Raw genomic sequence first — 26,603 nt, 5'->3', positions numbered from 1 at the left:
GAGGTGGGACAGGATGCGGCGCCTGCGGGTGTGGGGTGACGTACCCCGCACACTCGGGAGGCTTGGGGTCACCGTCCGGGCCCACTACGGGGCTCTGCCACTCATGCTGGCTGGACGTGGTATTGGTGAACGGCGCGAAATCGTCGGGATAAGCGGAGTGCGGAGCTCTGCCCTTTACCCGGAAGAACGGTCCCGAAGCTAAAAAGACGTCGCGGTGGCGCGCCCTCAAGGCGTTGCGCGGTTGCAGCTTGCCGGCGTTCCGGTGGAGCGGATCGCGACACACACCACCCTTTGCGCCTGACGGCGCGCCGCCGCCCCTCATGTTTCGAGGGGGACTGCTCACACCTCGGACGCGCAAGCGCCGCGAGATTGCGAGAGCTCGGCTGTTTGAAGCGAAGAATCAGAGAAGATGACGGCGCGGCAGCGCGCTAATGCGACGCGCTGGCGGAGAACGCGTTGACGATGACCACGCCGGTCAGGATGAAGCCGATGCCGATGATGGCGGCGAGATCGAGCGCCTGCCGGAACGCAAAATAGCTCACCGCCGAAATCAGCACGATGCCGAGCCCGCTCCAGATCGCATAGGCGATCCCAACTGGCATCACCTTCAGCGCGTGCGACAGGAAATAGAGCGACAGGATGTAGCAGACGGCCATGCCGAACGTCGGCCAGAGCTTCGTGAACTGCTGCGACTGCGCCAGCAGCGCCGTGCCGATGGTCTCCAGCACGATGGCGCAGCCGAGGGCGGCGTAGTTAAGGAAGGTCGGGGTCATGAAAGGGCTCGGGCGTTCATGAATCCCTCCCCGCGTAAAGGCGAGGAGGGACAAGAAGACCTCAGCTCTTCAGCAGCGGGGTGATCTTCTTGGAGAATTCCTCGAACGACTGCTCGCCCTTCAGCATTTCGCCATTGATGAAGAAGGTCGGTGTCGAGTTCACCTTCAGCACTTCATTGGCGTATTTCTGGTCGGCAGCGATCTTGTCGAGTAGCGCCTGGTCCTTCAGGCATTCTTCCACGGCCTGCTGGCTGAGGCCGGCCTGCTTGCCGATGCGGGTCAGGGTCGCGGCGGTGTCCTTCATCACCCAGTCGTTCTGCTGCTTGAACAGCATGTCGATGACGGCGAAGTACTTGCCCGAGTCTTCCTTGGCGATGCAGCGCGCCAGCATCGAGCCGGCGGCGGCCTTGATGTCGAGCGGGAATTCGCGAAACACGAAGCGGATCTTGTTGGTGTCGATAAAGGCTTCCTTGATCTTCGGGAACACCTGCTCGGTGAAGGCCGCGCAATGCGGGCAGGTCATCGAGGCATATTCGGTGACGGTGACGGCGGCATCCTTCGGGCCGAGCGCCATGTCGGGCAGCGACACCGGCTTGGCGACGTCGACGGCGTTCTGCGCGAAAGCCTCAGAGATCAGCTGCAGCGGCGACAGGCCGATGGCTGCTGCGGCGCCGGTCAGGGCAAGGGCGGCGGTGAAGTCACGGCGCGTGATGATCAAAGGAATGCTCCAAAGCGGCGGCGGACGCCGGGACAAGGTTCGCTTCGCTAACTTGAAACCACAAATGTGGCAAGCACGCGCCGGTTCCGGGCGGGCTGGAAAGCCTCAACTTCGCTTGATCGAGGCGCCGAGCCGCGCCAGTGCCTCGCGCAAGGCGTCGTCCTCGACCTCGGGCAGCGTTTCCGCAACCTGGGCGATGGCCTTGGCATCCGGCGGCTTCACGGTGCGGCGAGGCTGCGGCCGCGACAGCGGCGCCTGGCGCAGCGCGATCTTGCCGACCGCATTCCAGCCGAAAAAGCGGTTCACCCGCTGCAGGATCGCATCCGACGAATGCTGGATCTCCAGCGCCATCGGGCCTTCGACGCGCAGGATCAATGTCGCAGGCTCCTGCGGCTGGCCTTCCACAGGGCGCGGCCACTGGATCTTCAAGGGCTCCGAGAAATTCGCCACCTGCTGGCCGGCGATCTCGGCCCAGCGTGTCACCAGCTCGCGCGAGGCGAAGCCCTGTTTGGCATAGGCATCGGCAAACACCCCGCCGAGCAGGACGGAGAGCGGCTTGGCGGAGATCGGGCCGGGCTTGTTCATGAACGAGGCTTTTGGATACATGTCGGCATGAGTCTATCAGCCGCCGCCACCCGACGAAAGAAACCTTCCGCACGGGATAGCGGGGAAAGCGCCGCCGCCAAGCGTCCGGCCCAACTGCTCGCCTGGTATGACAAGCATCGCCGCAGATTGCCGTGGCGGCCTTTGCCGGGCGAGGGCATCGATCCCTATCGGGTCTGGCTCTCCGAAATCATGCTGCAGCAGACCACCGTGCAGGCGGTGGGGCCGTATTTCGCCAAGTTCCTGGCGCGCTGGCCCACGGTGAGCGATCTCGGCAGCGCCTCGCAGGACGACGTGCTGCGGATGTGGGCAGGGCTCGGCTATTACTCCCGCGCGCGCAATCTGCATGCCTGCGCCGTCACCGTGCTGCGCGATCATGGCGGCGCCTTTCCGGATACCGAGGACGGCCTGCGCGCATTGCCGGGCATCGGGCCCTATACGGCATCGGCCATCGCCGCGATTGCCTTCGGCCGCCAATGCATGCCGGTGGATGGCAATATCGAGCGCGTGACATCGCGGCTCTATGCGGTGGAAGAACCGCTGCCGAAATCCAAGCCTGTCATCGTGGGGCTGGCGGCGACGCTGCTCGGTCCGACGCGCGCGGGCGACAGCGCCCAGGCGCTGATGGATCTCGGCTCGACCATCTGCACGCCCAAAAAACCCGCCTGTGCGCTGTGCCCCATCAACGACGATTGCGCAGCCAAGACGCGCGGCGATCAGGAGACGTTTCCGCGAAAGGCGCCGAAGAAGGCCGGCATACTGCGGCGTGGTGCGGCTTTCGTGGTCACGCGCGGCAACGAGCTGCTGGTGCGCACCCGCCCGGAAAAGGGATTGCTGGGGAATATGACCGAAGTGCCGTCATCGGAATGGCTCGCCGGTCACGAAGACAAGGACGCCTTGAAGCAGGCGCCGACCTTAAAAAATCTCACGGCGTGGCATCGCAAAACCGGCGCGGTCACCCATGTCTTCACACACTTCCCGCTGGAGCTCGCCGTCTATACGGCGCATGTGCCGCCCCGCACCCGCCCCCCCGAGGGCATGCGCTGGGTCCCGATCGCAACATTGGACGACGAAGCTCTGCCGAACGTCATGCGCAAGGTCATCGCGCATGGACTGGATTGAAGTTTGAATCCGGACGCTTGAATGCGCGCCAGCGCGCGAGCTGCATCAACTCGCGCTGGAAAGTTGTGACGATTGCGGCAGCGTCACGATCGGCGGTTTTGCATTCAGGCCCTCGACCTGAAAACCGGCGACGCGCTTGTAATTGGCGGCGATGTCTTCGAGTTCCTGCTGCGAGAGCACGTCGGTGACGACATTGAATCCCTCAGGCGCGCGTTCCTCGACGATCTGCATGACCTGTTCCGGTCCGTTGCGGCGGTTCAGCATCACGAGGTCGGTGGTCGCGGGGCGTCGCTCGGCCTCATAGGCTTCGAGCGCGGCCGGCACTTCGCCAAGCGCAAGAATCTCCCGCGTCAGTACGCGCGCATCGAGGATGGCCTGCGACGCGCCGTTGGAGCCGATCGGATACATCGGATGCGCAGCATCGCCCATCAGCGTGACGCGGCCAAACGTCCAGCGATCAACTGGATCGCGATCGACCAGCGGATATTCGTAAGCGTGTGGGCAATTGCTGATCAGGCCGGGCACGTCGAGCCAGTCGAAGCGCCAGTCCTTGAACCAGGGCAGGAACTCCTCGAGCCGTGCCGCGCGGTTGTAGTCCTCGCGGCGCCATTCATAAGTCGGCGGCATGTGCCGTTCGGCCACCCAGTTGATGTCGTACTTTCCGTTGGCATCCGGCTCCTGCGAGATCGGGTAGCAGACGAATTTCAGGATCTCGTGGCCAGCCATGATCATGGTCCGGCCGGTCAGGAACGCATCGCTCCTGGTGATGCCGCGCCAGAGAATGCGGCCGTTCCACAGCGGCGCGCCTTCCTCCGGATAGAGCTTCTGGCGGATCGCCGAATGGATGCCATCGGCTGCGATCAACAGCGTGCCGTCATAGCTGCCAGCGGATTTGCCGGTGGCCTTGTCGATGAAGTCGGCGCGAATGCCCTCCGGCGTTTCCGTCCAGCCGGTCAAATGATGGCTGGTGAGGATGTTCTCGGCGCCGAGGCGTTCGATGGCGGTGTCGAGCAGGATCTGCTGCAGCGTGCCGCGGTGGATCGAGAACTGCGGCCATTTGTATCCGGCCTCGATGCCGCGCGGTTCGCTCCAGATCGGCTTACCGTGTTTTGAGAAGAAGGCGAGTTCGCGGGTGCGCACGCCGGATGCGTCGAGGTCGTCGTGCAGGCCAAGTTCGATCAGCTCGCGCACCGCATGCGGCAGCACATTGATCCCGACGCCGAGCGGCTTGAGCGCGGGCACGCTTTCAAACACGCGGCATGGCACGCCGATCTGGTGCAGGCTGAGCGCGAGCGTCAGTCCGCCAATTCCGCCGCCTGCAATGAGAACGGTCATTTCTGTTGCCTCCCCCTCGATTTGATCGAGGTCATGGCACGGGAGAGGCGATGACGGCAACTGGGACGATCGCGGCGGAAAAACGCGTCCGGGTCGTCCGCCAGCAGCGAATTCATGGTGCACGGAACCTTAACGCAAAATTCAGCCGCGTTCCCTAATACCGGTGGCACTAGTTTTTGGGTGAATCGGTCACCGACAGGTCAATGATGTCCAACCAGATTAAGCCGAGCGGCCGCGAGACTTTCTTTCCGGCATCGGAGCTCATCGTATCCAAGACGGATCTCAAGGGTCGCATGACCTATGTGAACCGTCTGTTCTGCAAGATGGCCGGCTACACCGAAGAGCAGTTGCTCGGCCAGCCGCACAGCCTGATCCGTCATCCCGATATGCCGCGCAGCGTCTTCAAGCTGCTCTGGGACACGGTCGAGGAGCGCCGCGAGATTTTCGCCTTTGTGAAGAACATGGCGAGCAATGGCGATCACTACTGGGTCTTCGCCCATGTCACGCCGTCCTACGGCCTCGATGGCAAGATCGCCGGCTATCATTCCAATCGCCGTGTCCCGCCGCCGGATCTCATCAAGAAGACGATCGCGCCTGTATATGCCGACGTGCTGGCAATCGAGAAGCGACACGTGAACGGCAAGGAATCCCTCGCCGCCGGCTACAAGGCCCTAACCGATTTCGTTGCATCCCAGAAAGTCAGCTATGACGAACTTATGTTTTCTCTCAAGAGCGCAGCTTAGCACGCTCGTCGTCATTGCCGGCTCTGCGCTTGCTCTGGTGCTTCAGTTCTTCGGTCTTCCGCTCGCGGCCATGGTCTGTCAGGCTGTTGCGATCGCTGCCGCCGTTGTCGCGCTTGTCCTGATGGGCAAGACGGCGCGCCTGATCGAGAAGGCGCGTATCGCCTGCCAGCGCATCGCGCAAGGTGACTTCGAGGCCCGTATCCTTGGCATCCCGGTGCGCGGCGTGACCGGCGAGTTGCTGCACAGCGTTAATGACATGATCGACGGCTGCGATGCTTTCGTGCGCGAATCCACCGCGGCGATGGCAGCGCTGAACGACAACAAGTATTATCGGCGCATCCTGCCGGGCGGATTGCATGGCGGCCTGCTGTACGGGGCGAAAGCGATGAACGCGGCGACCGACAACATCGCCGACCGCATCCGGAATTTCGAGCGCCAGACCAGCCAGCTCGAATCCACCGTGGGCGGCATCGTTTCAGCACTCGACAGCGGTGCGGTCGAGATGAGCAGCACCGCAGGCAATCTGCGGACCGGTGCATCCTCGACATTGACCCGCGTCACCTCGGTGGCAGCGGCATCCGAACAGGCGTCCGCCAACATGCAGTCAGTGGCTTCGGCCACGGCGCGACTGTCGTCCAGCGCCAGCGAAGTGGGCGCCGACGTCAATCGCTCGGCGGCGATTGCCGGCCGCGCCGTCGAACGCGTCGCCGATGCAGCCAGCAATGTCGACGTGCTTCGCGCTGTCGCCGTACGCATCAGTGAAGTCGTGACCTCAATCAACGTGATCGCCAGCCAGACCAATCTGCTGGCGCTGAACGCAACGATCGAAGCGGCTCGCGCAGGCGATGCCGGTCGTGGTTTCGCAGTGGTGGCGCATGAAGTGAAGGCACTGGCGACACAGACCGCCAACTTCACCGCCGAGATCGAAAAGGAAATCGGCCAGGTTCAGTCAGCGACCGACAAAGTCAGCTCGTCGATCACCGAGATTGGCACCGTGATTGCGGAAGTGAACGAGATCACCGGCAAGGTCGCGAGTGCCTCGGAAGCGCAGTCCGCGGCAACGGCCGATATCGCGCGCAACATCGACGAGGCCTTCGCCGTGGTGCGCGAGATTTCAACCAACATCCAGTCGCTGGCAACCACCGCCAAGGACACCGAACAACTCGCCACATCGACCATGGTGGCATCGGGCGATCTGTCGTCGCAGTCGGGATTGCTGACCAAGGAAATCCGCGGCTATCTCGGCGAGGCCCGGCAAAATCTGGTACGCCAAGCTGCCGCGCGCTGATCGCGTCGGCTCATTTCGAATGATCTGGAATTGGCGCCGTTGCGGCGCCAATTCCGTTTGTGGTGAAAGGCGCGCCTGTTAGGCGCTGATATCCGTGAAGAAGCCGCTGGCGCTGCCGCCATTCTCCGTCTTCTTGTTCACGGCCTCCTTGATCTTGTCGGCAATCTTCTGCTCGACCTCCCGGCGTTGCTCCGGCGACATGTTGTTCAATTCTTCTTCCGTTACGCCGATGCTCGACAGCAGCGCATCGCGCATTTTTTCTGCTGGCGTCTTTTTCGCGTAGTCGAGGAATTTCTCTTCCGGCGATTTTGCTATCGCTGTTGCATTGCCGAGGCCGCTCTCGGCCTTGTCGGATGGCTGCAGTCTGGTCGGAAGCTTGAAGGACTGCATGCTGGAGATAATGGAGTTCGACATCTGAATTTCTCTTGCTGTGAGATGTTCGCGACCCACTACGCAAAAATCAGGCCATCAGAAATATTCAGAAATCATAAGCGGTTAGGTATTTCTAGTTGCTATCAGGCGTTGCCTGCCGGCAAGCTTTGCCGGCAAAATTGACCGAGGCGCGCTGCGTCAGGCCGTGCGGCGCTTTGGCGGGTCGAGTTCGCGGCCGGTCTCCAGCATGATCTTGCGGAGCCAGATCGATCCGGAATCGAATTGCGCGCGTGTCGGCGTGAACATGAATTGTTCGTCGATGCCGGGATCGAGCGGTGGGGCAATGATTGTGAGCGATAGCGGCTGAGCCAATGCGGCGATCAGGCGTCGCGGCACAAAGGCCACGAGATCGGTGCGCGCCGCAACATGCAGCGCCTCGATATAGCTCGGGACGACGAGGGCAATCTGCCGCTCCAGTTTCTTGCTGAGCAGCCAGTCGTCGATGAGGTCTTCGCTTTGGCCTCGGAGCACCACGGCGATATGACGGGCTTTGAGAAACCCCTCGGTCGTTTTCAGGCGCGATGCCGCCGGATGGCCCCTGCGGACGGCGAGGGCATCGGAATCGACATAGAGCAACTGACGATGGAAGCCGTTGAAGGCGTTGCCGATGCTGATCACCATGTCGATGCTGCGGGCGAATTCCGCCGTCATGATCGCCGGGCCGCGCCATGGCACGACGTTGATCTGGACGCCCGGCGCGACGCTGTCGAGCTTCTTCATCAATGGCGGCATCAGCAGTTCGACGGCCAGATCCGGCATCATCAGCCGAAAGTGCCGGTCGCTTTGGCGGGCGTCGAAGACATCCGGGATGAACAGTCCGCGGACTTGCTCCAGTGTCTGGGCAAGTGGACCGCGCAGGGCCTGTGCGCGCGGCGTCAGCTCCATGCGGGCGCCGACACGGACCAGCAGAGGATCGCCGAGAACGTCGCGCAGCCGGCGCAATGCGTGACTCGCAGCCGGTTGCGACAGGCCGATCCGCATCGCGGCGCGGCCGACATTGCTCTCGCGCAGCAATGCATCGAGCGCGACCAGCAGATTGAGATCGAGCGCGGCCAAATTCATGGACCGAATATATATCATACGGACTATCGATTGGAAGAATGGGGATTGTCCAACCCATACTGCGTCATCGTTCAAGCGATGGAGCAGAACAATGAGCACGGCAGACAACAAGAAGCTTATTCAGCAGGTCTATAGCGATTCAGCCAACCGCAGCGGCACGACCTTCGCCGATCATCTCGCCGATGATGCATGCTGGATCGTGGTCGGTCAGTATTCCTGGGGACGCACCTTCAAGGGGAAGGATGCGATCCTCAACGGCCTCATGGGGCATTTCAGGTCGCTATTTGACATCCGGCCGCGCACGGTCGCGTCCAATTTCATTGCGGAAGGCAATCTGGTGGTGGTCGAGGCCAAGGGCGACAATGTCACCAAGACCGGCGATCGTTACGACAACGATTACTGCATGGTGTGGCGTGTCGAGAACGGCAAGATCACCATGATCAAGGAATATTGCGACACTGCGCTTGTGGAGCGGGTGTTGGGTCCTTTCCCGGAGGAGATGGCGCGCGTGCCTGCCTGACACAAAAATGCCGGGCGCAGTGTTGCGCCCGGCATTCGTCGAATAGTTCGTGATCAGGCTGCGCTGGTGGCGAGATGTTTGAACATGGCGGCGCGGGCTTCGTCGTCCATCTCGGCCTTGAACTTGAATGTGTCCTTCAGGGCGACAGCCTTCGCTGCGGCCGGGCGCGCCGAGATCTCATCATGCAGGCGCTTTACGTTGGGGAATTGGGCAAAGCCCTCGTCGCCGAGAATGAAGTTGGTCATCCGCACCCAGCCCCAGACGTCCATGTCGACGATCGTGTAGCTGTCGCCGACCATATATTGCCGTCCGGCCAGGCGTTCATTGAGCACGCCGAGATGGCGTTTTGCCTCGAACTGATAGCGGTTATGCGCGTAGTCGATCTTCTCGGGCGCGAAATGCTTGAAGTGCACGGCCTGGCCGAAAAACGGACCGACGCCGGTGGCGACGAACATCAGCCAGGACAGCATCTCGCCGCGATTGGCCAGGGTGTTGGCGGGCAGGAATTTGCCGGTCTTCTCGGCGAGGTAGAGCAGGATGGCGTTGCTGTCGAACACCTTGACGCCATCGTCGTCGATCGCCGGCACCTTGCCGTTCGGATTGACCTTCAGGAAGTCCTGATGGAACTGCGCGCCTGTGCGGGTGTCGATGGCGATGGGCTCATAGGCTAGGCCGGCCTCTTCCAGAAACAACGCAACCTTGGTCGGGTTTGGCGACCCGTTGAAGTAAAACTTCAGCATTTCAAATCTCCCTGGATTTTGTAGGTCAAAGCACGGGGCGGGCCGCTGATGCGGACCGTCGTCTCGTGCTTGGAATTCCGGGGGAGTGCAAGCGATGTTTTGACGAAGGCCGGGCGCATGCGTCCGGCCGGTGGCATGGGCGGGGACTTTAGACCGCGCCCATCTCGCTGCGGATTTCGGCGCGGAGTTCGTCGATCAGGCGCAGGCCCTTCTTGGTCTCGACGTGCCAGAACGTCCAGCCGTTGCAGGATGCGGAGCCCTGGGCCATCGCGCCCATGCGGTGGATCGAGCCGACCTTGTCGCCGAACATGATGGCGCCGTCGGCGCGCACCAGCGCACCATGACGCTTCTTCAGATCGACCAACTTGGTGCCGGGTGAGATCATGCCCCGCTCAACCAGTTCGGAGAACGCCACGCGCGGCGCGCTACGAGCGGTCATGAACGGTGCAAGCGTTGCCTCGGGCAGGGGTTCGATCGCGGCGATGCGTGCTTCGGCAGCGGCGGCGTAGTCGCGATCGCGTTCGAAGCCGATGTAATTGCGGCCGAGGCGCTTGGCGACGGCGCCTGTGGTGCCGGTGCCGTTGAACGGATCGATGACGAGATCGCCGGGTTTCGACGATGACAGCAGCACGCGGGCGAGCAAGCCTTCCGGCTTCTGGGTCGGGTGAACCTTCTTGCCGTCACTGCCCTTCAGGCGTTCGTCGCCGGTGCAAAGCGGAATCAGCCAGTCGGAACGTGCCTGCACGTCCTCATTCGCGGCCTTGAGGGCTTCGTAATTGAACGTATAGCCCTTGGCGTTCTCATCGCGCGCGGCCCAGATCATGGTCTCATGCGCATTGGTGAAGCGACGGCCGCGGAAATTCGGCATCGGATTCGATTTGCGCCACACGATATCGTTGAGGACCCAGAAGCCGAGGTCCTGCATGATCGCGCCGACGCGGAAAATATTGTGATAGGAGCCGATCACCCACAGGGTCGCCGACGGCTTCATGATACGGCGTGCGGCCAGGAGCCACGCGCGCGTGAAGTCGTCATATGCGGCGAATGACGAGAACTTGTCCCAGTCATTATTCACCGCATCGACATGGGATTCATCGGGGCGCTTGAGATCGCCCTTCAGCTGCAGATTGTACGGCGGATCTGCGAACACCAGATCTACCGACCCTGCCGGGAGTTTTGACATCTCTGCGACGCAATCACCAATGACGATGCTGCTGCTCGGAGAGGTTTCGAAGTGAGAGCGGGGCGCCCTTGCAGACGCCCCGCGACGCGAAACAACCATGACTCAATTACTCTGACTCAGGCGACGCTGTCGGCGACGCGGGACTAAACAACCGACAGGCAGACATTGACCGGGCAAAGTAAAAATCGACTTAATTGGTAACGAGTTCGAACTAGGCAAGTTTTGCCGGGCAGGTTAATGCTTAATGGAATGGAAATTTTACGCTGCAATTGCGTTATGGTGTTCGGATCGCGTCAAACCGGTCTAAAATGCTGCGACTTGAAATGAAGGAATTACCTCATGCGTTACGATGACTTCCGTCGCAGCGACAATATCGACGACCGTCGTGACGATAGCGGCGGCGGATATGGCGGCGGCGGTGGCGGTGGTTTCGGAATTCCGGGCGGTGGCGGTGGTCTCGGCATCGGCACGGTGATTGTGCTCGGCCTCGTTGGTTGGGCGTTCGGCATCGATCCGCGCATCCTGATCGGCGGTGCAGAAATTCTCACCGGCGGCCAGCAGGCGCCGACCTATCAGACCGACCGTCGCTCGACGCCGACGAAATCAGGCGCACCCACTGACGAGATGGGCGGCATGATCTCTGGCGTGCTCGGCGAGATCGACGATCGCTGGGATGAAATCTTCAAGGAGAGCGGTCAGAAATATACCGGGCCGCAGATCGTGCTGTTTCGTAATGCCACCAATGGCGGGCGCTGCGGCAATGCGCAGTCGGCGATGGGGCCGTTCTACTGTCCGCCCGACAAGAAGATCTATCTCGACACCGGCTTCTTCCGTCAGGTCGAAACCAAATTCCGCGGTTGCTCGGGCAATGCCTGCAAATTTACCGCGGCATATATCATTGCGCATGAAGCCGGCCATCACATTCAGAACCTGCTCGGGATCATTCCGCGCGTGACACGCCTGCAGCAGCAGGCCGGCAGCAAGGCTGAGGCCAATCTGCTGCAGGTCCGCGTCGAGTTGCAGGCCGATTGTCTGTCGGGCGTCTGGGTCAATCGCGAATCGAAGAAGCGCCCCGGTTTCCTCGAAGCCGGCGACATCGATGCTGCGCTGCAGACCGCGTCCGCCATCGGCGACGATACGTTGCAACGTCAGGCACAGGGTCGCGTCGTGCCGGATTCCTTCACGCACGGTTCTGCCGAACAGCGCAAGCGCTGGTTCATGACCGGCTATCAGCAGGGCACCGTGCAGGCCTGCAATACATTCGCGACGGATCGACTGTAACGACGATGGAGCCCGACACGACCAAAGCCTTCGTACCGCTCAACATTGCGGTACTGACGATTTCCGACACGCGGTCGCTCGATGACGACAAGTCCGGCGCGACGCTGGCCGATCGGCTGACATCGGCCGGTCACGTGTTGGCGAAGCGCGAGATCGTCACGGACGATGTCGAAGCGATCCGCAAGATCGTGCGCGCATGGATTGCCGATCCCGGCGTGGACGCGATCATTACGACCGGCGGCACGGGGTTCACCGGCCGCGATGTCACGCCGGAAGCCATCGAGCCGCTGTTCGAGAAGCGGATGGATGGTTTCTCGATTGCGTTTCACATGCTGAGCCACGCCAAGATCGGTACCTCGACGATCCAGAGCCGCGCGACTGCTGGCACCGCCGGCGCGACATTTATCTTCTGCCTGCCGGGTTCGCCCGGCGCCTGCCGCGATGGCTGGGACGGCATCCTTGCCGCGCAACTGGATTACCGCACGCGGCCCTGCAATTTCGTGGAGATCATGCCGCGGCTGGATGAGCATTTGCGACGCCCGAAGGCGAAGGGCGCGTCGGTCTAGAGCACGAGTTCCCAGGTCTCGCCGATCAAATCCTGCCCGAAACTGCGATGCGGCTCGGTGGCGACCAGCGCGAAACCTGCATCCTGATAGACTTTTCGCGCAGCGCCGAGATTGCTCTGGGTCCACAGCGTGATCCTGCGATAACCGCATTGCCGCGCAAAGGCGATGGATTCCGTCACCATGCGCTGGCCGAGCTTTTGTCCGCGCGCCTTGGGATCGATCAGCAAGAGCCGAAACTTGGCGACGTCGTCGGATGCCTTCACGAGAAACAGCGAGCCGACCGGCGCGCCGTCCATCTCGGCGATCCAGCAGCGTTCGCGCGTGGCATCGCATGATGCGACGAATTCTGCGGCGATGTCAGCTACCAGCGCCTTGAAGGACGCATCGAACCCGTATTCACTCGCATAGAGTTCGCCGTGACTGCGGATGACCCAGTCGATATCGCCAGGCTGGAGATCGCGTAGCACTGCAAGCTGAACGGCATCGGGGGCTTGGGCGGCCATGGTCAGGCGACGATGATCCGGCTGCGCAGCAATGTGCGTGAGGAGCGGCCGAGCTGGCGCAGCAGCCGCGCTTCGGAGCGCCGGGCATCGGGTGCGTAGCCCCCGAGACGGTCGTAGTGTTCGCGTGCAATCAGCAGACCTTGATCGGCCTTGGGGCCTGTGATCATCCGGACCAGGTGCTTCAGGCCATCGCGAAAATTGGTCTCGTCATAGGGCGAGCGCGCATAGCGGAAAATGCCCGCGCGGGGGCGGTTGCCGGTCGATACGCGCTGGATGAATTGCTGGGTCTCCTCGATCCAGCCGGCATCGAGCACGGCGCCGGCATGGAGAAACATTAGCCAGGGCGAGCGCGCCTGCTTGGCGCCGGCGGCCATCGCCGCGGCGCGCGATCCCTGCGAGGTCAGGAAGCCGCAGCCCGCGACATCGGCGACACGTTCGATGACATCGGTGCCAGCGCGATCGACCAGCAGCACTTCGCGGATCACACCGGCAGCAGCGCCCGGCACCAGCGCTGCCAGTGTGGCAACAGCGGGCTGTTCGACGCCTTCGGTGGGGATGATCACGCTCAGCATGGGTGTCGGATAATACCTCTCAACAACGGGGTGGCCGCGTTATCGTTTCGTCATAGTCTATGCGGCACCGGCGGCTGCTGCAATTTCGGGGCGGTTCGACTTTCGGCCGCCTCTCTGAGGCGGCGGGAGAATGCACAGTGCCCCGGCCGTGTGCCACCCTATTTATGTTCTTGATTTGTTCCATGCGTGCGCTATCGTGGCTTCATGAGTCGCCAGATCGCTGCCCTCAAGCACCCGCCGGTCCCGGCGCCCTCCGATAAGCCGGCGGGTGCGCTTTCCCCTTTTCCCGAGATCGCGGTGGCGATCGACAAGCAGCGGCGGCGCGGCCGCGGTGCCCAGTCCAACGACAGCGGGCGCTACGAGGCCGAGGCCCGGGTCGCCTTTGATGATGGCTGGCAGAGCCTCGATGAATTGCCGCCGTTCAAGACGACCGTTGCGACGGACACCGCGCGCAAGGTCATCACGCGCAACGAGTCGCCTGATATCGGCTTCGACCGTTCGATCAATCCCTATCGTGGCTGCGAGCATGGCTGCGTCTATTGTTTCGCGCGGCCGACCCACGCCTATCTCGGTCTCTCGCCCGGGCTCGATTTCGAAGCCAAATTGTTCGTGAAGCCCGATGCGCCGGCGCTGCTCGAGAAGGAGCTGGCCGCCGCCGAATATGAGCCGAAGATGATCGCGATCGGTACCAATACCGATCCGTATCAGCCGATCGAGCGCGAGCGGCAGGTGATGCGCGGCATTCTCGAAGTGCTGGAGAAGACCGGTCATCCCGTCGGCATCGTCACGAAGTCTGCCTTGGTGACGCGCGATATCGATATCCTGGCGCGGATGGCGAAGCGCAATCTGGTCAAAGTGGCGTTGTCGGTGACGTCGCTCGATCCGAAGCTCGCGCGCACCATGGAGCCGCGCGCGTCGACGCCGTCGAAGCGGCTGGAAGCTTTGCGGCAGCTATCCGAGGCCGGCATTCCGACCACGGTGATGGTGGCGCCCGTGATCCCTGCGCTGAATGACAGCGAGATCGAACGGATTCTCGATGCCGCCGCGCATGCCGGCGTCAAGGAAGCCAGTTACGTTTTGTTGCGGCTGCCGATGGAAGTACGCGATCTGTTTCGCGAGTGGCTGATCGCGAATTATCCGGATCGCTATCGGCATGTTTTCACGCTGATCCGCGAAATGCGCGGTGGCCGCGATTACGACTCGCAATGGGGCACGCGCATGAAGGGCACCGGGCCGATGGCCTGGATGATCGGTCGCCGCTTCGAGATCGCCTGCACGAAGCTCGGTCTCAACAAACGTCGTTCGAAGCTCACCCTCGATCATTTCGAGAAGCCGGCGGGTGCCGGTCAGCAATTGAATCTGTTCTAACTCCGCAGGTCTCGCAGCGTACGGAGTGGTGGAGAGGGGACGTTGGCAGGAAACCAGAGCCTGCCAACGTCCCTCTTTTCGATCTATAGAGTGAGTACAGGAGTGACACGCATGACGATGACAAAACCACCCGCGCCGATCGCGCGCATGACGGTAATCACGCTGGGTGTCGCAGATATGCGCAGGAGCATTGCCTTCTACGAAGCGCTGGGTTTTGCGCGAAAGGCCCGTGCCTCTGGCGAGGCCATCGCCTTTTTCGACACCGGCGCCAGCGTCCTCGCGCTGTTTCCGTGGGATCAACTGGCGCAGGACGCAACATTGCCTGACCATCCAAGGCCGCAGGCGTTTCGCGGCAGCACGCTGGCGTGGAATTGCCGCTCCGAAGGCGAGGTCGATGCGGTCCTCGCTTTCGCCGTCGATTGTGGCGGATCGCTTCTGAAGCCAGCGCGCAAGACCGATTACGGTGGCTATTCCGGCTACTTTGCCGATCCGGATGGCCATGCATGGGACGTGGTCGTGGCTCCGGGCATTGAAGTCGGCGACGACCGGCGGGTGCATCTGGACGATTAAAGCGGCAATCTGAATAGCGGGCACGATCCCGAGTTCCCGGTTGCGCGTGTTGGCCTGCTTCAGCAGGATCGCCGGATGATTCGAGATGCGAAAAAGAAGTCGCCGGCCAAGCCGCGCAAGAGCAAGATCGTGGTCGCGCCATGCTTTACGCGTGAACGCGCGCTTTTGGAGCGGGGCATCTGGCCGGTGGCTGGTTGCGACGAGGCCGGGCGTGGTCCGCTGGCAGGACCGGTGGTTGCCGCCGCGGTTGTGTTGGACCCGAGCAACATTCCAAAAGGCCTCGACGATTCCAAGAAGCTGACAGAGAGCAAGCGCGAGGCGCTGTTCGAGGAAATCTGCGCTACGTCGTCCTTTGCCGTCGCCTACGCATCACCCACCCGGATCGACCGCGACAATATTCTGCGGGCGTCGCTCTGGGCGCTGGCGCGTGCGGTCGCGTCGCTCCCGGACGCGCCGAAACATGTGTTTGTCGACGGCCGCGACAAGATCGATACGACGGCCGATTGCGAGGCCGTCATTGGCGGCGACGCGTTGGTGCTCTCCATCGCAGCAGCCTCGATCATCGCCAAGGTGTCGCGCGACCGGCTGATGTGCCGGCTGGCCGAGGATTGTCCGGGCTATGGTTTCGAGGTCCATAAGGGCTATGGCGTGCCGCAGCATATGGCCGCGCTGAATGAATTGGGGCCCAGCATTCATCATCGCAGCCTGTTCGCGCCGGTTGCTGCGGCGCGTACGCGTCATCAGGCTGGCGTCCGTGCGGCAGGTCTGATCGAAGTCCACACCACCATCGATATCGAGATATCCGCCTGAGCGCTCAGGCGGTTGCCTCTCTTGGCTCTGCGCCGTATCACCTGAGCACGCTTCATTCCCTGCTGGCCGGTTCAGACGTTCAATGCGTTTCACCTCCCTGATCGTCGAACTGATCCGCGCCCGGCCACGGCTGGTGTTCTGGATCGTCGTGCTGTGTCAGGCCGCGATCTGGCTCGTCGTCCCCCTGCTGCTGTATCGCGGGCCGCCGGGCGATCTCGCCACCGTGTTGGCCTATGGCCGGGAATATCAAGTCGGCACCCATATGGGTCCGCCGCTGGCGTTCTGGTTGGCCGATATCGCCTTCCGGGCCGCCGGCAATCATGTCTTCGGCGTGTATTTGCTGGCGCAGATCTGCGCCGTCCTCACCTTCCGTGCGGTCTATCAGCTCGGCACCGCCATCGTTGGCGGTCCGCAGGCGGTGATCGCCGTGCTGCTCACGATGACGGTCACGGCCTTCAGTACGCCCGGCATCGAATTCGGCCCGCTGATCCTGGCGCGTCCGCTCTGGGCGATGTTTCTGCTGCACGCCTGGCTGGCGATCGGGCAGGGCCGTCGCAATGCCTGGTTCGCGCTGTCGATCGAGGCCGGCCTGCTGCTGCTGACGACGCCCCATGCGATGTGGCTGCTGCCGCTGCCACTCGTCTTTGGTCTCGCGACCTCGCGTGGCCGCCGTAACCTGACGTCGTTCGACCCGCTTTATGCCTTGCTGGTCATCGCGGTGCTGACATTGCCATGGGCCATGTGGGTGATCCGGGCCGGTGCACCAATTGTGCCTGTACCGCCGCAACTGACCGATATCGCCAGCCAGGCGCGGCAGTGGGGCGTGCTGATGGCCTGGCTGCTTGCGTCAATTACCGGCGTGATCGTGCTGACGGTGATGAACTGGGGCCGCATCGTTCCGAAGACCGAGGAAGCTCCGATTATCTTCCGCCCGCCGGTCGATCCGCTGGCACGTGACTATGTATTTTTCTTCGCGCTCGTGCCGGGGCTGCTCGGCAGCCTGTTCGCTGCCCTTTACGGCCTCGATCGCGTGGTCGGCGGTGCCGGCATTGCGCTGGTCATGTCGGGTCTCGCCGTGGTCGTGGCGTCGGGCGACCTGATCGCGCTGCGGCGCCAGCGCGTGCTGCGCAAGGTCTGGGCCTTCGCCATCATTGCGCCTGCGCTGGCAGCTTTCGCCAGCCTTGTGATTCTGCCCTGGGTCGATGGTCCTGAGGATGTCACAGCGCTGCCCGCGCGCGAGATCGGGCGCTTCTTCGGCGAGAGTTTCGAGCGTCGCACCAATCGTCCACTGTCGGCGGTGGCAGGCGATGCGCAACTCGCCGCATTGGTCGGCATGAGTGCGTCACGGCCGCATCTGCTGAACGATGCAGTGCCTTCGCGCACGCCATGGATCACGCCAGCGAAGTTCGCCGAGACCGGCGGCGTCGTGGTGTGGCGCGCAGCGGATACAGTCGGTACGCCGCCTGCAGACATTACGCAGCGTTTCCCCAACCTCGTGCCGGAAGTCCCGCGCGCCTTCGAACGTCTGGTGAATGGCCGGCAACCCTTGCTGCGGATCGGCTGGGCGATCGTGCGGCCAAAGGCGCCCTAACTAGTCCTGCCCGACGACGCTTCCAGCGCCTTCGCGATCGCGCGCAGATCCATCCAGGTCATCCGCTTATAAGACGGCGAGCGCAGCAGATAGGCGGGGTGGAACGTCGCCAGCGCTTTGATCTTGCGCGTGCCGGTGTCGTAGTCGACCCAGCGTCCCCTGGACTTCATGATGCCGTCGCGGGTCTGCAGCAGCGTCTGTGTCGACGGATTGCCCAGCGTCACGAGGATGTCCGGATTCACCAGCTCGATCTGGCGCTGGATGAACGGCAGGCAGATCTGCGTCTCCTGCGGCGTCGGCGTGCGGTTGCCCGGCGGCCGCCATGGAATCACATTGGCGATATAGACGTCGGTGCGCTTCAGGCCGATCGCGCCCATCATCAGGTCGAGCAATTTGCCGGAGCGGCCGACGAAGGGCAGGCCCTCGATGTCCTCGTCGCGGCCGGGTGCCTCGCCGACAAACATGATCCGCGCCTGTGGATTGCCGTCGGCAAACACCAGTTGGGTCGCGGTCGATTTCAGGGCGCAGCCGTCGAATGTATCCAGCATGCCACGCAACACCTCAAGCGAGGGCGCGGTGCGCGCGGCGTCGCGGGCGGCGGCAATCGCCACGTCCGGGGCGACCTCGACGCGGGCGGGTGGGCGTGCAGGGGGCGGCGGCATGCCATTCAGCGGTGGTCGCTTCGGCGCGCTGTCGGACAGTTCCCGGGCAGGCGGCGGGAGGTCGTCCGACAGCCGGTTCACCGGCTCATCCATCAATGCGCAATCGACCCCGGCCTCCAGATAAAAGGCGAGCAGTTGCGCAACGCTGGGGTGGGGTTCAGGCGTCATGAGAGGGGGGTCACAGGCATGCCAGCAATCTAGGCCGGATCGCCGCCCAGCGAAACGCCCCCTGAGCATTTAGGTGGTTGTTCTTCCGTCAAAAATCGGAAACAACAGCCCTTAGAAGCGTTCTGAACGGGTTGGAAACGGGTCTGAGACGAGATTATGAGCACTGAAGAACTTCCGCCGCGCGAGTCCATGGAATTCGACGTCGTCATCGTCGGTGCCGGCCCCTCCGGTCTGTCGGCCGCGATCCGGCTGAAACAGCTCAATGCGGACCTGTCCATCGTTGTGGTGGAAAAGGGTTCCGAAGTCGGTGCGCACATCCTGTCCGGCGCGGTGATCGATCCGGTCAATCTCGACAAGCTGATCCCGGATTGGCGCGAGGATGCGGACTGCCCGCTCAAGACCCAGGTCAAGGACGACCAGTTCTATTTCATGACCAAGACCGGCGGCTTCAAGCTGCCGAACTTCCTGATGCCGCCGTTGATGAACAATCATCACTGCTACATCACCTCGCTCGGCATGGTGTGCCGCTGGCTGGGTGCGAAGGCGGAGGCGCTCGGCGTCGAAATCTATCCCGGCTTCGCAGCTGCCGAGACGCTGTATGACGACAATGGCGCGGTGCGCGGCATTGCCACTGGCGACATGGGCATCGGCCGCGACGGCAAGCCGAAGGATTCGTTTACGCGCGGCATGGAACTGCTCGGCAAATACACGTTGTTCGCCGAAGGGGCACGTGGCTCGCTGACCAAGCAGATCATCGCCAAATTCGCCCTCGACAAGGATTGCGAGCCCGGCAAGTTCGGCATCGGCATCAAGGAAGTCTGGCAGATTGATCCGGCCAAGCACCAGAAGGGCACGGTGAAGCACTCGTTCGGCTGGCCGCTCGACAACGATGTCGGCGGCGGCACGTTCCTGTACCACTACGATGATAACCTCGTGGCTGTCGGCTTCGTGCTGCATCTGAACTACGAAAACCCTTATCTCTATCCGTTCGAGGAATTCCAGCGCTTCAAGACCCATCCGCTGATCCGCGACACGTTCGAAGGCGGCAAGCGCCTCGCCTACGGTTCGCGTGCGATCACCGAGGGTGGCTATCAGTCGGTGCCGAAGCTGGTCTTCCCGGGCGGCGCGCTGATCGGCTGCGCCGCTGGCTTCGTCAACGTGCCGCGCATCAAGGGCGTTCACAACGCCATGGCGTCAGGCATGCAGGCCGCGGAACACGTCTCCGCTGCGCTGGCGGCAGGTCGCGCCAATGACGAGTTGATGGAATACGAGACCGGCTGGCGATCGTCCTCGATCGGCAAAGATCTCTATCCGGTCCGCAACGCCAAGCCGCTGTGGTCCAAGTTCGGGACCCTCCTCGGCAACGCGCTCGGCGGCTTCGACATGTGGTGCAACACGCTCGGCTTCTCGCTGTTCGGGACCCAGAAGCATGAGAAGCCGGATCGCAAGGCGCTCAAGCCCGCCAAGCAGTATCAGCCGATCGTCTATCCGAAGCCGGACGGCAAGATCACCTTCGATCGTCTGTCCTCGGTGTTTCTGTCGAATACCAATCACGAAGAAGACCAGCCGATCCATCTCAAGGTTGCCGACATGGCGCTGCAGAAGTCGTCGGAGCACGACGTCTTTGCCGGCCCGTCGAATCGCTATTGCCCGGCAGGCGTCTATGAGTGGGTTGAAGAGTCGAGCGGTGCGCGATTCCAGATCAATGCGCAGAATTGCGTCCATTGCAAAACCTGCGACGTGAAGGACCCCAACGGGAACATCACCTGGGTTCCGCCGGAAGGTGGCGGCGGCCCGAACTACGAGGCGATGTAACCGGCTCGCTGATTACGATTGTGTGAGCGGCGGCGCCTGTTCGCGGGCCGCTACACCGGCCGGATGTCACGATAACGCCACAGTGCGAGCGTTCTCAGGGACAGTGGCGCAATCCGGCGGCCCAATTGCTGACAGGCTTCAAGGTGCCATTGGTGCGATCGCGCCCCCGATCCTTGCGATTGACCGCCAAACGCGGCATTGTTGACATGCGCACTATTGCCGGGTCGGCTGCGCATCCGAGCCTGTCTTGCAGTCCTGCTCGCATTTTGCTCGATATCCTGCCCGTAAATCCTGGAGCTAGGCGAACCCTATGTTGTCCATCCGTTTCAATCGTTTGACGCTCGCTGCCGCCACGGTCGCCGTTCTCGCGATGCCCGGTCAGCTGCTGGCGCAAACCCCGGATCATACCGGCGATAGCTCGGCTGCCCAGTTTCCCACCTCCCGTGACCTGAAGTCGCTCACCACCGCCGGCAGTTATCTGGCCGCCCGCCACGCCAGTGTCGAGCGCGATGCGACCTCGGCTGCGGCGTTTTACCGCTCCGCGCTGCGTACCGATCCGAAGAACAATGAACTGCTCGATCGCGCCTTCATCTCCTCGCTCGCTGACGGCGATATCGAAGAGGCCGTCAAGCTCGCCGATCGCATCCTCACCATCGACAAGTCGAACCGCGTCGCCCGTCTCGTTGTGGGTGTGCGCGATCTCAAGCTGAAGAAATATGCTGCCGCGCAGACCAATATCAACCAGTCGGTGCGCGGCCCGATCACCGACCTCGTTGCGACGCTGCTGTCGGCCTGGGCCGGCTACGGCGCCGGTGAGAGCAAGACGGCGATTGCCAATATCGACAAGCTGGCCGGTCCGGAATGGTATCCGATCTTCAAGGATCTGCATGCCGGTCTGATCCTCGATCTTGCCAACAAGCAGAAGGATGCGGGCGCCCGTTTCGAGCGTGCCTACAAGCTCGACGACTCCGCGCTGCGCGTGGTCGACGCCTATGGCCGCTGGACGTCGCGCAACAAGGACGATGCTGCGGCGCTCGGCATCTACGAGACCTTCAACAAAAAGCTCGCCCGTCATCCGCTGGTGCTGGAAGGTATCCGCGAAACCAAGGCCGGCAAGAAGCTGGCACCGCTGGTCGACAGCCCGCAGGCCGGCGCTGCTGAAGCACTTTATGGCATCGGCGCATCGCTAACCCGCCGCGGCGGTGAAGACCTCGCGCTGGTCTATCTGCAGCTCTCGCTCTATCTCAAGCCGGATCATTCGCTGGCGCTGCTGTCGCTCGCCGACCTCTACGAGTCGGTGAAGAAGCCGCAGATGGCCATCAAGGTCTATGAGCGCGTGCCGGCCAATTCGGCGCTGAAGCGCAATGCGCAGATCCAGCAGGCCACCGATCTCGATGCGGCTGACCGCAGCGATGAAGGTATCAAGATTCTCAAGGGCGTGGTTGCCGACGATCCCCGGGATCTCGAAGCCATCATGGCGCTCGGCAATATCGAACGCGGCCGCAAGAAGTTTGCGGACTGCTCCGAAACCTACACCAAGGGCATCGATGTCATCGCCGCCAACCAGGACAAGCCGAACTGGGTGTATTTCTACTTCCGCGGCATCTGCCTGGAGCGTTCCAAGCAGTGGGCCAAGGCTGAAGTCGACATGCGCAAGGCGCTCGAATTGCAGCCCGAGCAGCCGCATGTGCTGAACTATCTCGGTTATTCCTGGATCGATCAGGGCATCAACCTCGACGACGCCATGAAGATGATCAAGCGCGCCGTCGACCAGCGTCCGGATGATGGCTACATCGTCGACTCGCTCGGCTGGGCCTATTACCGCATCGGCAATTTCGACGATGCCGTGAAGCAGCTCGAACGCGCCATCGACCTGAAGCCGGAAGATCCGACCATCAACGACCATCTCGGCGATGCCTATTGGCGCGTTGGTCGCAAGCTGGAAGCCAAGTTCCAGTGGCAGCACGCCAAGGATCTGAAGCCGGAAGCCGAAGAGATTCCGAAGATCGAAGCCAAGATGGAAAACGGTCTGTCGGACGAACCTTCGTCTTCGGCCGCATCCAACGACAAGAAAAAAGAAGACGGCAAAGGCGGCTAATTCCATGGTTGGGGGCACGACCGGTTCAACGAACCCGGTTCTCGAAGAAGATGCGCGCGCCAAGGTCAATCTGACCCTGCGCGTCATCGGCCGTCGAGTTGACGGCTATCATGATCTCGAAAGCGTCGTGGCCTTTGCCGATTGCGCCGATAGATTGACGCTGGATGCGGGCGGCGATCTGTCGCTGACCGCGACCGGCCCGCGCGCGCAGGAATGCGGCGACACCGCCGATAATCTCGTGATCAAGGCCGCCCGGCTGCTCGGCGAGCGCGTCGAGGGTCTTACATTCGGGCGCTTTGCACTCGACAAGCACTTGCCGGTTGCCGCCGGCATTGGCGGCGGGTCGGCGGATGCTGCCGCAGCGCTCCGCCTCTTGGTGCGCGCCAACAATCTCGAAATGGACGATCCCCGCGTGCTCGAAGTGGCTCGCCTGACCGGCGCCGATGTGCCGGTTTGCGTGCCGTCGCACGCCTGCGTGATGACGGGCGTGGGCGAAAACCTGCTGCCGCTCAGCCTGCCGCGGCTGCCCTGCGTGATGGTCAATCCGCGCGTGCCGGTAGCGACCAAGGATGTGTTCAAGGAGCTCGGCCTGAAGAATGGCGAGCTGCGTGTCGGCGTCAAAGACGTCCTGAAACGGGCTACCTGGCCAAATGAAGGCGGCTCACTCGATGCCTGGATCGACGCGCTCAATGCCGGCACCAATGATCTTGAAGCGCCCGCATTGAAGGTCGAGCCTGTCATCAACACGGTGCTGTCGGCCTTGCGCGACGCTGAAGGTGTTCGGTTGGCCCGCATGTCGGGTTCGGGCGCGACCTGCTTTGCGCTGTTCGGCAACGACACCGATGCGCAACGCGCGGCCGGTGCCATTCAACTCGCCCACCCGCTGTGGTGGGTGCATGCCGGCGCGTTGAGCTAGCGCGCTTTTTCCCTCGCCCCGCCTGCGGGGAGAGGGTGGCGCGGACGAAGTCCGCGACGGGTGAGGGGGAGCCAGCGAGTGAAACACTGGCTCCCCCTCACCCGGATCACTCGCTGCCGCTCGTGCTCCGACCTCTCCCCGCAAGCGGGGCGAGGTTAAGAAAAGCGACTAACTGCCCCATCCAGCGCTATATCCGCCATCCACCGTGTAGATCACGCCGGTCGTATAGCCCGCGCGATCGGACGCCAGAAACGTCATCATGTCGGCGATCTCGCGCGGTTTCGCAGCGCGGCCGAGTGGCAAACCCTGCTGCAATTCCCGGAAACGGTTCTCGTCCCCGAATTGCGCCTTGGCGCGGGTCTTCATCAGCGTGATGTGACGCTCGGTCTCGACCGGGCCGGGATTGATGCCAACCACGCGGATATTGTCCTTCAGGCTTTTTCCGCCCAGCGCCCGCGTAAAAGCCATCAGCGCGGCATTGCCGGCGCTGCCACAGATGTAATTGGCGTCGAACTTCTCGCCGGCAGCCCCGATGTCGTTGACGATCACGCCATGGCCGCGTGCTTTCATCTGCGCATAGACGAGGCGCGTCAGATTGATGAAGCCGAACACTTTGAGATCCCAGGCATGGCGCCAGGTCGGCTCGTCGATCTTGTCGAGCGAACCGCCGGGAATATCGCCGGCATTGTTGACGAGTATGTCGATATCGCCGGCGGCAGCCGCCAGCGACGCTAGATCGTCCGGCTTGCGCAGGTCGACACCATGCACGGCGACGTCGATCTGGTGGCTGGAGCGCAGCCGGTCTGCCAAGGCTTGCATCTGCTCCACATTGCGGGCCGCGAGGCGGAGATCGCAGCCTTCTTCGGCAAACGCTTCCGCGGCCGCCGCGCCGATACCCTTGGATGCGCCCGTGATCAGGACGCGCTTGCCGCGCAAATGAAGATCCATGGAATGCCTCTGGATTGCAGAAGGGAGTGTCTGTGACAGAGTTAGGCCCCTGCGGCAAAACCGGTCAACATTGCAGTGCAGCGTTGATCGCAGGCCGGCTTTGGTCCACATCTGCAGGCAGAATTACTGGCGAAGGAAACCCCACGTGAGCGCACAAAAAGAATATCGGATCGCGGTCATCCCCGGCGACGGCATCGGCAAGGAAGTGATGCCGGAAGGCCTGCGCGTCCTTGAAGCGGCAGCGAAAAAGCATCGCGTGAAGGTGCATTTCGATCATTACGACTTCTCGTCCTATGACTATTACGAGAAGCACGGCCAGATGATGCCGGACGACTGGAAGGCGCAGATCGGGAAGCACGATGCGATCTACTTCGGCGCCGTCGGCCTGCCGGCAAAGATTCCGGATCACATTTCGTTGTGGGGCTCGCTGATCAAGTTCCGGCGCGAATTCGACCAATACGTCAATCTGCGCCCGGTGCGCCTGATGCCCGGCGTGCCCTGTCCGCTGGTCGGCCGCAAACCCGGCGACATCGACTTCTGGGTGGTGCGCGAGAACACCGAAGGTGAATACTCCTCCGTCGGCGGTCGCATGTTCCCGGACACCGATCGTGAATTCGTTACCCAGCAGACGGTGATGACCCGCACCGGTGTCGACCGCATCCTGAAATTTGCGTTCGACCTCGCGCAGTCGCGGCCGAAGAAGCACCTGACCTCGGCGACCAAGTCCAACGGCATCGCGATCACGATGCCCTATTGGGATGAGCGCGTGAAGGCGATGGGCGCCAACTATCCCGATGTGAAGTGGGACCAGTATCACATCGACATTCTCACAGCGAATTTCGTGATGCATCCGGACTGGTTCGACGTCGTGGTTGCGTCCAACCTGTTCGGCGACATCTTGTCCGATCTCGGCCCGGCCTGCACCGGCACCATCGGCATCGCGCCGTCCGGCAATATCAACCCGACCGGCGATTTCCCGTCGGTGTTCGAGCCGGTGCATGGCTCGGCGCCGGACATTGCGGGGCAGGGCATCGCCAATCCGATCGGCATGATCTGGTCCGGGGCGATGATGCTTGAGCATCTCGGCGAGAAGCAGGCCGCAGACTCGATCGTCAAGGCGATCGAACGCACGCTTGAAGAGCGGACGCTGCGGACGCGCGATCTCGGCGGTCAGGCCGATACAGGCGCTTGCGGCAAGGCCGTCGCGGAGATGGTGGAGTAAGCTGCCGCCACTGACGCGCAAAAAAAATGCCCGGCTTCATGCCGGGCATTTTCGTTTCAGACGATTGAAAGGTTAGGCGGCGATTCGCCGGCAGTGCTTCCATGCCGCCGCGATCAGATTGATGCTCGCCTCCGGCGTCCGGAACGCCGAATGTGCCGACAGCGTCACGTTCGGCAGCGTCGTCAGCACATGGCCGGCCGGCAGCGGCTCGATATCAAATACGTCGAGGCCGGCATGGCGCAGATGGCCCGAGCGCAGCGCATCGATCATCGCGGCTTCATCGACCACGGCTCCGCGGGCAGTGTTGACGAGGATTGCACCCTTCTTCATCTGGCCGATGCGCTCGCGGGTGATCATGCCGCGGGTGTCGTCATTCAGCAGAAGATGAATTGACACGACGTCGCTCTGCGACAGCACGGTTTCCATGTCAGTGAACTCGACACCGGGATGGGTCTTCGGCGACCGGTTCCAGGCAATCACCTTCATGCCCGAACCGAGCGCAATACGCGCGACTTCCGCAGCGATGCCGCCGAAGCCGATCAGACCAACCGTTTTGCCAGTCAGCTCCATGCCTTCATCGCGCAGCCAGTTGCCGGCCCGCATTTCACGGTCTTGCTGGGCAAGGCCGCGCGCAGCAGCCCACATATGCGCGATGGCGCATTCGGCAACGGCCGTATCGCCATAGCCGCGGATCAGGTGGACTTCGATCCCCAGCTCGGCGAGCTCCTCGATATGCATATAGCTGCGCGCACCGGTGCCGAGAAACACCACATGCTTCAGGCCGGCGCACTGCTTGGCCACATCGGTCGGCAGATAGGTGTGATCGACGATGGCGATCTCGGCGCCGTCCAGCACCTCAGGCAAATCGGCCGACTTGATGTCCTCATCCCGATTGATCTTGATTGCGATGTCGCCCGGCTGCGTCAGCCGTTCCAGAATCTTCGCCAGCTCTTCGCTGGCATCGACGAATACACCCCGCATCACTATCCCCTGT

At 62.4% G+C, this 26,603-nt stretch carries 26 protein-coding genes and 1 pseudogene; 14 read left to right on the top strand and 13 right to left on the bottom strand.

Features of this window, described 5'->3' with window-relative positions:
• Positions 1 to 428 precede the first annotated feature (428 nt).
• From LPB73_RS21435 to LPB73_RS21425, 3 genes are all read right to left on the bottom strand, one after another.
• Positions 429 to 773 carry a DMT family transporter gene (locus LPB73_RS21435; RefSeq protein WP_068733204.1) on the bottom strand — a complete coding sequence of 115 codons (345 nt, stop codon included), beginning with the start codon at positions 771 to 773 and terminating at the stop codon, positions 429 to 431.
• 61 nt (positions 774 to 834) lie between these two features.
• Entirely contained in the window at positions 835 to 1,491 is a 657-nt protein-coding gene (locus LPB73_RS21430; RefSeq protein WP_089262423.1) for a DsbA family protein, read from the bottom strand.
• 105 nt (positions 1,492 to 1,596) lie between these two features.
• Positions 1,597 to 2,076, bottom strand: coding sequence for a DUF721 domain-containing protein (locus tag LPB73_RS21425; RefSeq protein WP_231078102.1), 480 nt, complete (start codon positions 2,074 to 2,076; stop codon positions 1,597 to 1,599).
• A gap of 27 nt (positions 2,077 to 2,103) precedes the next feature.
• Between LPB73_RS21425 and mutY the strand changes: the two genes are divergently transcribed.
• Positions 2,104 to 3,216 (top strand): A/G-specific adenine glycosylase, encoded by a 1,113-nt coding sequence (gene mutY, locus LPB73_RS21420; RefSeq protein WP_231078101.1) that lies wholly within the window; start codon positions 2,104 to 2,106, stop codon positions 3,214 to 3,216.
• Between the two features lie 45 nt (positions 3,217 to 3,261).
• Here mutY and LPB73_RS21415 read toward each other — a convergent pair whose 3' ends face one another.
• A complete protein-coding gene (locus LPB73_RS21415) occupies positions 3,262 to 4,551 on the bottom strand; it encodes a flavin-dependent oxidoreductase (RefSeq protein ID WP_231078100.1) in 1,290 nt (429 codons plus the stop codon).
• A gap of 206 nt (positions 4,552 to 4,757) precedes the next feature.
• Between LPB73_RS21415 and LPB73_RS21410 the strand changes: the two genes are divergently transcribed.
• Positions 4,758 to 5,294: a PAS domain-containing protein gene (locus LPB73_RS21410; RefSeq protein WP_231078099.1), complete on the top strand. Its 537-nt coding sequence runs from the start codon at positions 4,758 to 4,760 to the stop codon at positions 5,292 to 5,294.
• Entirely contained in the window at positions 5,257 to 6,582 is a 1,326-nt protein-coding gene (locus LPB73_RS21405) for a methyl-accepting chemotaxis protein (RefSeq protein ID WP_231078098.1), read from the top strand. The genes LPB73_RS21410 and LPB73_RS21405 overlap by 38 nt, the downstream gene beginning before the upstream one ends.
• A 78-nt stretch (positions 6,583 to 6,660) precedes the next feature.
• On the opposite strand, the gene LPB73_RS21400 is transcribed toward LPB73_RS21405, so the two are convergent.
• Positions 6,661 to 6,996, bottom strand: coding sequence for a hypothetical protein (locus LPB73_RS21400; protein ID WP_089262415.1), 336 nt, complete (start codon positions 6,994 to 6,996; stop codon positions 6,661 to 6,663).
• A 156-nt stretch (positions 6,997 to 7,152) separates the two neighbouring features.
• Complete coding sequence (locus LPB73_RS21395; protein ID WP_231078097.1) at positions 7,153 to 8,076, bottom strand: LysR family transcriptional regulator; 924 nt, start codon at positions 8,074 to 8,076, stop codon at positions 7,153 to 7,155.
• Positions 8,077 to 8,167: 91 nt separating this feature from the next.
• Between LPB73_RS21395 and LPB73_RS21390 the strand changes: the two genes are divergently transcribed.
• On the top strand, positions 8,168 to 8,596 hold the full coding sequence (locus LPB73_RS21390) for a nuclear transport factor 2 family protein (protein WP_089262411.1): 429 nt from the start codon (positions 8,168 to 8,170) through the stop codon (positions 8,594 to 8,596).
• Between the two features lie 53 nt (positions 8,597 to 8,649).
• On the opposite strand, the gene LPB73_RS21385 is transcribed toward LPB73_RS21390, so the two are convergent.
• The gene (locus LPB73_RS21385; protein WP_231078096.1) at positions 8,650 to 9,336 is read right to left on the bottom strand and encodes a glutathione S-transferase family protein; all 687 of its coding nucleotides are present in this window, start codon (positions 9,334 to 9,336) and stop codon (positions 8,650 to 8,652) included.
• Between the two features lie 148 nt (positions 9,337 to 9,484).
• The gene (locus LPB73_RS21380) at positions 9,485 to 10,618 is read right to left on the bottom strand and encodes a site-specific DNA-methyltransferase (RefSeq protein WP_093759553.1); all 1,134 of its coding nucleotides are present in this window, start codon (positions 10,616 to 10,618) and stop codon (positions 9,485 to 9,487) included.
• A gap of 240 nt (positions 10,619 to 10,858) precedes the next feature.
• On the opposite strand from LPB73_RS21380, the gene ypfJ reads away from it, so the two are divergent.
• The gene (ypfJ, locus tag LPB73_RS21375) at positions 10,859 to 11,800 is read left to right on the top strand and encodes a KPN_02809 family neutral zinc metallopeptidase (protein WP_231078095.1); all 942 of its coding nucleotides are present in this window, start codon (positions 10,859 to 10,861) and stop codon (positions 11,798 to 11,800) included.
• Positions 11,801 to 11,805: 5 nt separating this feature from the next.
• Complete coding sequence (gene moaB, locus LPB73_RS21370; RefSeq protein WP_120288413.1) at positions 11,806 to 12,366, top strand: molybdenum cofactor biosynthesis protein B; 561 nt, start codon at positions 11,806 to 11,808, stop codon at positions 12,364 to 12,366.
• Here the strand turns inward: moaB and LPB73_RS21365 are convergent.
• Both LPB73_RS21365 and LPB73_RS21360 read right to left on the bottom strand, forming a co-directional pair.
• A pseudogene (locus LPB73_RS21365) lies at positions 12,363 to 12,836 on the bottom strand (GNAT family N-acetyltransferase); the annotation flags it as partial. The gene moaB and the pseudogene LPB73_RS21365 overlap by 4 nt on opposite strands.
• A gap of 35 nt (positions 12,837 to 12,871) precedes the next feature.
• Positions 12,872 to 13,441, bottom strand: a complete 570-nt coding sequence (locus LPB73_RS21360; protein ID WP_231078094.1) for a glycosyltransferase — start codon at positions 13,439 to 13,441, stop codon at positions 12,872 to 12,874.
• A 204-nt stretch (positions 13,442 to 13,645) separates the two neighbouring features.
• Here LPB73_RS21360 and LPB73_RS21355 point away from each other — a divergent pair, with 204 nt between their 5' ends.
• The 4 genes from LPB73_RS21355 (at position 13,646) to LPB73_RS21340 (ending at position 17,780) form a co-directional block, all read left to right on the top strand.
• A complete protein-coding gene (locus LPB73_RS21355; protein WP_175368747.1) occupies positions 13,646 to 14,809 on the top strand; it encodes a PA0069 family radical SAM protein in 1,164 nt (387 codons plus the stop codon).
• 117 nt (positions 14,810 to 14,926) lie between these two features.
• Positions 14,927 to 15,379, top strand: a complete 453-nt coding sequence (locus tag LPB73_RS21350) for a VOC family protein (RefSeq protein WP_231081214.1) — start codon at positions 14,927 to 14,929, stop codon at positions 15,377 to 15,379.
• A 75-nt stretch (positions 15,380 to 15,454) separates the two neighbouring features.
• On the top strand, positions 15,455 to 16,189 hold the full coding sequence (locus tag LPB73_RS21345; RefSeq protein ID WP_231078093.1) for a ribonuclease HII: 735 nt from the start codon (positions 15,455 to 15,457) through the stop codon (positions 16,187 to 16,189).
• An 82-nt stretch (positions 16,190 to 16,271) separates the two neighbouring features.
• On the top strand, positions 16,272 to 17,780 hold the full coding sequence (locus LPB73_RS21340; protein WP_231078092.1) for a glycosyltransferase family 39 protein: 1,509 nt from the start codon (positions 16,272 to 16,274) through the stop codon (positions 17,778 to 17,780).
• Here LPB73_RS21340 and LPB73_RS21335 read toward each other — a convergent pair.
• Entirely contained in the window at positions 17,777 to 18,610 is an 834-nt protein-coding gene (locus LPB73_RS21335) for a uracil-DNA glycosylase (RefSeq protein ID WP_231078091.1), read from the bottom strand. The two genes, LPB73_RS21340 and LPB73_RS21335, sit on opposite strands and share 4 nt — an antisense overlap.
• A gap of 156 nt (positions 18,611 to 18,766) precedes the next feature.
• On the opposite strand from LPB73_RS21335, the gene LPB73_RS21330 reads away from it, so the two are divergent.
• The 3 genes from LPB73_RS21330 to LPB73_RS21320 all read left to right on the top strand — a co-directional run bounded on the left by LPB73_RS21330 (position 18,767) and on the right by LPB73_RS21320 (position 23,439).
• Positions 18,767 to 20,425, top strand: a complete 1,659-nt coding sequence (locus LPB73_RS21330) for an electron transfer flavoprotein-ubiquinone oxidoreductase (RefSeq protein WP_231078090.1) — start codon at positions 18,767 to 18,769, stop codon at positions 20,423 to 20,425.
• A gap of 310 nt (positions 20,426 to 20,735) precedes the next feature.
• The gene (locus LPB73_RS21325) at positions 20,736 to 22,523 is read left to right on the top strand and encodes a tetratricopeptide repeat protein (RefSeq protein ID WP_231078089.1); all 1,788 of its coding nucleotides are present in this window, start codon (positions 20,736 to 20,738) and stop codon (positions 22,521 to 22,523) included.
• Positions 22,524 to 22,527: 4 nt separating this feature from the next.
• On the top strand, positions 22,528 to 23,439 hold the full coding sequence (locus tag LPB73_RS21320) for a 4-(cytidine 5'-diphospho)-2-C-methyl-D-erythritol kinase (RefSeq protein ID WP_231078088.1): 912 nt from the start codon (positions 22,528 to 22,530) through the stop codon (positions 23,437 to 23,439).
• A 168-nt stretch (positions 23,440 to 23,607) separates the two neighbouring features.
• Here LPB73_RS21320 and LPB73_RS21315 read toward each other — a convergent pair whose 3' ends face one another.
• Positions 23,608 to 24,387 carry an SDR family oxidoreductase gene (locus LPB73_RS21315; RefSeq protein WP_231078087.1) on the bottom strand — a complete coding sequence of 260 codons (780 nt, stop codon included), beginning with the start codon at positions 24,385 to 24,387 and terminating at the stop codon, positions 23,608 to 23,610.
• A gap of 145 nt (positions 24,388 to 24,532) precedes the next feature.
• On the opposite strand from LPB73_RS21315, the gene LPB73_RS21310 reads away from it, so the two are divergent.
• Positions 24,533 to 25,609 (top strand): tartrate dehydrogenase, encoded by a 1,077-nt coding sequence (locus LPB73_RS21310; RefSeq protein WP_175368756.1) that lies wholly within the window; start codon positions 24,533 to 24,535, stop codon positions 25,607 to 25,609.
• A 72-nt stretch (positions 25,610 to 25,681) separates the two neighbouring features.
• Here LPB73_RS21310 and LPB73_RS21305 read toward each other — a convergent pair whose 3' ends face one another.
• The gene (locus LPB73_RS21305) at positions 25,682 to 26,590 is read right to left on the bottom strand and encodes an NAD(P)-dependent oxidoreductase (RefSeq protein ID WP_231078086.1); all 909 of its coding nucleotides are present in this window, start codon (positions 26,588 to 26,590) and stop codon (positions 25,682 to 25,684) included.
• Between the last annotated feature and the right edge of the window lie 13 nt (positions 26,591 to 26,603).

The organism is Tardiphaga sp. 37S4 (assembly GCF_021044645.1).
Taxonomy (GTDB): domain Bacteria; phylum Pseudomonadota; class Alphaproteobacteria; order Rhizobiales; family Xanthobacteraceae; genus Tardiphaga; species Tardiphaga robiniae.
This window is presented reverse-complemented; position numbering and strand designations above follow the sequence as displayed.

Bases quoted from the DNA above. Each gene is read 5' to 3' on its own strand.
- LPB73_RS21435 (WP_068733204.1), bottom strand. From the start codon at position 773: ATGACCCCGACCTTCCTTAACTACGCCGCCCTCGGCTGCGCCATCGTG.
- LPB73_RS21425 (WP_231078102.1), bottom strand. From the start codon at position 2,076: ATGAACAAGCCCGGCCCGATCTCCGCCAAGCCGCTCTCCGTCCTGCTC.
- mutY (WP_231078101.1), top strand. From the start codon at position 2,104: ATGAGTCTATCAGCCGCCGCCACCCGACGAAAGAAACCTTCCGCACGG.
- LPB73_RS21415 (WP_231078100.1), bottom strand. From the start codon at position 4,551: ATGACCGTTCTCATTGCAGGCGGCGGAATTGGCGGACTGACGCTCGCG.
- LPB73_RS21410 (WP_231078099.1), top strand. From the start codon at position 4,758: ATGTCCAACCAGATTAAGCCGAGCGGCCGCGAGACTTTCTTTCCGGCA.
- LPB73_RS21405 (WP_231078098.1), top strand. From the start codon at position 5,257: ATGACGAACTTATGTTTTCTCTCAAGAGCGCAGCTTAGCACGCTCGTC.
- LPB73_RS21400 (WP_089262415.1), bottom strand. From the start codon at position 6,996: ATGTCGAACTCCATTATCTCCAGCATGCAGTCCTTCAAGCTTCCGACC.
- LPB73_RS21395 (WP_231078097.1), bottom strand. From the start codon at position 8,076: ATGAATTTGGCCGCGCTCGATCTCAATCTGCTGGTCGCGCTCGATGCA.
- LPB73_RS21390 (WP_089262411.1), top strand. From the start codon at position 8,168: ATGAGCACGGCAGACAACAAGAAGCTTATTCAGCAGGTCTATAGCGAT.
- LPB73_RS21385 (WP_231078096.1), bottom strand. From the start codon at position 9,336: ATGCTGAAGTTTTACTTCAACGGGTCGCCAAACCCGACCAAGGTTGCG.
- LPB73_RS21380 (WP_093759553.1), bottom strand. From the start codon at position 10,618: ATGGTTGTTTCGCGTCGCGGGGCGTCTGCAAGGGCGCCCCGCTCTCAC.
- ypfJ (WP_231078095.1), top strand. From the start codon at position 10,859: ATGCGTTACGATGACTTCCGTCGCAGCGACAATATCGACGACCGTCGT.
- moaB (WP_120288413.1), top strand. From the start codon at position 11,806: ATGGAGCCCGACACGACCAAAGCCTTCGTACCGCTCAACATTGCGGTA.
- LPB73_RS21360 (WP_231078094.1), bottom strand. From the start codon at position 13,441: ATGCTGAGCGTGATCATCCCCACCGAAGGCGTCGAACAGCCCGCTGTT.
- LPB73_RS21355 (WP_175368747.1), top strand. From the start codon at position 13,646: ATGAGTCGCCAGATCGCTGCCCTCAAGCACCCGCCGGTCCCGGCGCCC.
- LPB73_RS21350 (WP_231081214.1), top strand. From the start codon at position 14,927: ATGACAAAACCACCCGCGCCGATCGCGCGCATGACGGTAATCACGCTG.
- LPB73_RS21345 (WP_231078093.1), top strand. From the start codon at position 15,455: ATGATTCGAGATGCGAAAAAGAAGTCGCCGGCCAAGCCGCGCAAGAGC.
- LPB73_RS21340 (WP_231078092.1), top strand. From the start codon at position 16,272: ATGCGTTTCACCTCCCTGATCGTCGAACTGATCCGCGCCCGGCCACGG.
- LPB73_RS21335 (WP_231078091.1), bottom strand. From the start codon at position 18,610: ATGACGCCTGAACCCCACCCCAGCGTTGCGCAACTGCTCGCCTTTTAT.
- LPB73_RS21330 (WP_231078090.1), top strand. From the start codon at position 18,767: ATGAGCACTGAAGAACTTCCGCCGCGCGAGTCCATGGAATTCGACGTC.
- LPB73_RS21325 (WP_231078089.1), top strand. From the start codon at position 20,736: ATGTTGTCCATCCGTTTCAATCGTTTGACGCTCGCTGCCGCCACGGTC.
- LPB73_RS21320 (WP_231078088.1), top strand. From the start codon at position 22,528: ATGGTTGGGGGCACGACCGGTTCAACGAACCCGGTTCTCGAAGAAGAT.
- LPB73_RS21315 (WP_231078087.1), bottom strand. From the start codon at position 24,387: ATGGATCTTCATTTGCGCGGCAAGCGCGTCCTGATCACGGGCGCATCC.
- LPB73_RS21305 (WP_231078086.1), bottom strand. From the start codon at position 26,590: ATGCGGGGTGTATTCGTCGATGCCAGCGAAGAGCTGGCGAAGATTCTG.